The organism is Neisseria sp. P0021.S005, from assembly GCF_051956955.1.
Genome location: NZ_JBQCWY010000239.1, coordinates 1 through 4,248 on the forward strand (window position 1 = coordinate 1; position 4,248 = coordinate 4,248).

Here is a 4,248-nt window from a genome sequence, read left to right on the forward strand (position 1 = left end):
ACGGCAACAAAAAGATAGCCGATGGCGACAATGTGCCACATCGTGTGCGTCCTGTTTGAATGTTAACAAAATCGTTATAATCGCAACATTCTACCGCAATCCCGAAAGGCCGTCTGAAAATGAGGAACCCCGAAAAATCGGCATTACGCAAACAGTTCCGCCGCGCACGCGCCCAAATGAGCGCTGACGAGCGAAACGCCGCCACCGAAACCATCAACCGCCTGCTCAAGCCCTACATCAAAAAAGGACGGAAAATCGGCGTGTATTGGCCGATGGGTAAGGAATTGCGATTGGACGGCTTTGTCCGTGCCGCACGAAAACGCGGCGCCAAACTCTACCTGCCCTATATCGAACCGAACACGCGGCGGATGTGGTTCACCCCCTACCCTGCCGACGGTGCCAAACAAGAACGCAAACGCGGCCGCGCTAAATTGCATGTCCCCCAATTCACCGGCAAAAAAATCCGCGTCCACCAACTCAGCCTGCTACTGGTCCCCATCGTCGGCATCGACAAACGCGGCTACCGCCTCGGACAAGCCGGCGGCTATTACGACGCCACCCTCTCCGCCACGAAATACCGCCTGCAAACCCAAACCCTGGGCGTAGGCTTCGGCTGCCAACTGACTGACACCCTACCGACCGAACCCCACGACATCCCCCTAAACGGCTTTGTCTCCGAGCTTGGCGTATTGAAATTCAGACGGCCCTGAAGGCTGATTACGGCAATTTGAATATTCGCCTTATCAAGGCCGTAAATCAACCAACTGTTAAAGGATTTCCAAAACTGTTCAGACAGTTTTGTTTTGAAAAACCAGTTTATGTATATGATAACGGTTGCCTTGCCAAATATAATAATTAAATAATAAAAAATACCTGAAAATATAAAAACCGCCCTTTCAGGCGGTCTTTATAAGAATTTCAAAATTATCAATTTCTTTAAATAGTTAGAAATATTCCCATTTTAAACCTGAAACGTCGAACTTGAACTGGCGCGCCCCTGCTTGGAAAAATTCAACCTCAATTATAGCCTTTTTCGACTTTTTCAAGTTTTTTGTAAAATTAGTTACGGATTTACTGCCATTGATAAAGATAATGTCATGATTTCCCGAATCGGATCCAACCATATTAAAAGTCTGAATATCCCCATCATCAAACTTAACTTTCATTTTACAACCAAGTCCGCATGTAAACTGCCCTTTTGAAATTCCAATAATTACATCATTTCCATATTCCGGATTTTTCCGAATTGTGATTTCTAACTTTGAACCACCGTTATATGGGAAATCAAATTCTGTAGTGTTTTCTGATTGAATGCTAGCCCAATGAGAAGTTTGATTTCTCATTTCATCTTTATTTTCTCCATAATTCCAATTTGATTGTTCTTTCTCAACTTTAGCATCTGTAGTATTTTCCCCATTGGAAACTGATTCCTTCTGCACGGCAGTATTACCTTGCTGACTACCCTTTCCTTGCTGATTGTTATTGACTTGATGACTATTACCAGCAAAAAGACCAATTACAAATAAACCGCCTAAAGCAATAGCGACCCATTTCAATATTTTTTTCATTTGTTAAATTCCTAAAATGTTAACCAACATTAAGCATTATAAAAAATTTTTTAAAATTCGTCATATTTTTTATATGACAACTTAACCTAATAAGTAATTATTTTCTTTATGGCTCAGTCAGTAAAGCAGCGCATTCATAACGCAAAGGTCGGGGTGGCGATTCCCTTCTCTAGCCCCAGGTTTGATAAAAAGGCCGTCTGAAACCTGATTTTCAGTTTCAGACGGCCTTTATTCAAATTAAACCTTACTTAGCATCTTTAAACCCGCGTTTCAAATGCACCATCAGCAATGCGACGGCGGCAGGTGTTACGCCGGAAATGCGGCTGGCTTGGCCGACGGTTTCAGGTTTGTGCTGATTGAGCTTTTGCTGCACTTCTGCCGACAAACCTTTGACTTTGCTGTAATCGATGTCGTCGGGCAGTTTTAAGGTTTCGATGTCGCGGCGGCTGTCGATTTCTTCGTTTTGGCGGTCGATATAGCCTTGGTATTTAACTTGGATTTCGACTTGTTCGACCACGCTGTCGGCAAGTGTGGTTTCAGGTTGTGCGTCGGGCAGGGTCATCAGCGCGGCGTAGTCGAGGTTCGGACGACGCAGGAGGTCATGCAGGTTGGCTTCGCGGCTGAGTTTTTGGCCGAATACGCGCAGCTGCTCTTCTTCGGCGAGTTTTTGCGGCGTGTACCACGTTGTTTTCAAGCGTTGGATTTCGCGTTCGATGGCTTCGCGTTTTTCGTTGAACATGCGCCATTGCTCTTCACCCACCAAGCCGATTTTGTAGCCGTCTTCGGTCAGGCGCATATCGGCGTTGTCTTCCCTGAGTTGCAGGCGGTATTCGGCGCGGCTGGTGAACATGCGGTAGGGTTCGTTCACGCCTTTGGTGATGAGGTCGTCCACCAATACGCCGAGATAGGCTTGTTCGCGGCGCAACAGGAGCGGATCTTGTTCGCGGATGTATTGCACGGCATTTGCGCCTGCGAGCAGGCCTTGCGCGGCGGCTTCTTCGTAGCCGGTCGTGCCGTTGATTTGTCCGGCAAAGAAGAGGCCTTGGATGGTTTTGGTTTCGAGGCTGGCTTTAAGGTTGCGCGGATCGAAATAGTCGTATTCGATGGCGTAGCCGGGGCGCAGGATATGGGCGTTTTCAAGGCCTTTCATGCTGCGCACAAGGGCGATTTGGATGTCGAACGGCAGGCTGGTGGAGATACCGTTAGGATAATATTCGTGCGTGGTCAGGCCTTCGGGTTCGAGGAAAATCTGATGGCTGTCTTTGTCGGCGAAGCGGTTGATTTTGTCTTCGATAGACGGACAATAACGCGGACCCACGCCTTCGATTTTGCCGGTAAACATCGGGCTGCGGTCGAAGCCTGAGCGGATGATGTCGTGGGTTTGCGTGTTGGTATGCGTAATCCAGCAAGACACTTGGCGCGGGTGCATATCGGTGCTGCCGCGTACGGACATTACGGGAACGGGTGTGTCGCCGGGCTGTTCGGTCAGTTGGGAGAAATCAATCGTGCGTCCGTCGATACGCGGAGGCGTGCCGGTTTTCAGACGGCCTTGAGGCAGGTTCAATTCGCGCAAGCGGCCGCCCAAGGATTTGGCGGCTGGGTCGCCGGCGCGGCCGCCTTCGTAGTTTTCCAAACCGATGTGGATTTTGCCGGACAAAAACGTGCCTGCGGTCAGTACGACGGCGCGTGCTTTAAACTCCACGCCCATCGCGGTAACCACGCCGCTGATGCGTTCGCCATCAAGCGTTACGTCTTCGACGGCTTGTTGGAAAAGATCGAGGTTTTCTTGGTTTTCCAACATTTCACGGATGGCGGCTTTATATAGGATACGGTCTGCCTGCGCGCGCGTGGCTCGCACTGCCGCGCCTTTGCTGGCATTCAAGCGGCGGAACTGGATACCGGATTTGTCGGTTGCCAACGCCATTGCGCCGCCTAATGCGTCGAGTTCGCGCACGAGGTGGCCTTTGCCGATACCGCCGATGGAGGGATTGCACGACATTTGGCCGAGGGTTTCGATGTTGTGTGAAAGCAGCAGGGTTTGCGCACCCATGCGTGCGGCGGCAAGTGCGGCTTCGGTACCGGCATGGCCGCCACCGACGACAATCACGTCGTAGGTTTTGGGGTAAATCATGTAAGTCATGTTTATGTGTTCTGTAAAGGTTTCAGACGGCCTTTTGTTGATCAGGCCGTCTGAAAAATGGAATCAAATCTTAAAAAACCAAGCTTAGAAGGTATAGCCTGTTTCCAATTCGTCATCACCGACCAATTCGACCAGCAATGCATACAGCGGAGCCAAATCGTTGTAACGGCGGGATACGCGGCGCAAGTAGTTCAAGAAGCGCGGGATTTCAGGGCGGTATTTGTCTTTGCCGTCACGGTAGTACAGACGGGCAAAAATACCGGCTACTTTCAAATGGCGTTGTACGCCCATCCATTCAAACCAGCGGTAGAACTCGTCAAACTCGGCAGGCACAGGCAACTGGGCAGCGCGTGCTTTTTCCCAGTAACGGATGACCAAGTCCAATACAAATTCTTCTTCCCATTCGATAAATGCATCGCGCAGCAGCGATACCAAATCATAGGAAATCGGGCCGTAAAGCGCGTCTTGGAAGTCCAACACGCCCGGGCGGCCTTTTGCCAGCATCAGATTGCGGACGATAAAGTCGCGGTGGACATACAC

At 49.7% G+C, this 4,248-nt stretch carries 4 protein-coding genes; 1 reads left to right on the forward strand and 3 read right to left on the reverse strand.

Annotated elements, in window-relative coordinates; genetic code table 11:
* Positions 1-119 precede the first annotated feature (119 nt).
* A complete protein-coding gene (locus ACTHUE_RS11770; protein WP_440423530.1) occupies positions 120-710 on the forward strand; it encodes a 5-formyltetrahydrofolate cyclo-ligase in 591 nt (196 codons plus the stop codon).
* 234 nt (positions 711-944) lie between these two features.
* Here the strand turns inward: ACTHUE_RS11770 and ACTHUE_RS11775 are convergent, their stop codons facing one another.
* The 3 genes from ACTHUE_RS11775 to ACTHUE_RS11785 form a co-directional block, all read right to left on the reverse strand.
* Positions 945-1,568 carry a hypothetical protein gene (locus ACTHUE_RS11775; protein WP_188209955.1) on the reverse strand — a complete coding sequence of 208 codons (624 nt, stop codon included), beginning with the start codon at positions 1,566-1,568 and terminating at the stop codon, positions 945-947.
* 244 nt (positions 1,569-1,812) lie between these two features.
* Complete coding sequence (mnmG, locus tag ACTHUE_RS11780) at positions 1,813-3,708, reverse strand: tRNA uridine-5-carboxymethylaminomethyl(34) synthesis enzyme MnmG (RefSeq protein ID WP_440423532.1); 1,896 nt, start codon at positions 3,706-3,708, stop codon at positions 1,813-1,815.
* Positions 3,709-3,792: 84 nt separating this feature from the next.
* On the reverse strand, positions 3,793-4,248 hold a 456-nt coding region (locus tag ACTHUE_RS11785), incomplete at its 5' end, for an aminoglycoside phosphotransferase family protein (RefSeq protein ID WP_440423534.1).

Excerpts from the sequence above, each read along its gene's own strand:
- ACTHUE_RS11775 (WP_188209955.1), bottom strand. The coding sequence starts at position 1,568 with ATGAAAAAAATATTGAAATGGGTCGCTATTGCTTTAGGCGGTTTATTT.
- mnmG (WP_440423532.1), bottom strand. The coding sequence starts at position 3,708 with ATGACTTACATGATTTACCCCAAAACCTACGACGTGATTGTCGTCGGT.
- ACTHUE_RS11770 (WP_440423530.1), top strand. The coding sequence starts at position 120 with ATGAGGAACCCCGAAAAATCGGCATTACGCAAACAGTTCCGCCGCGCA.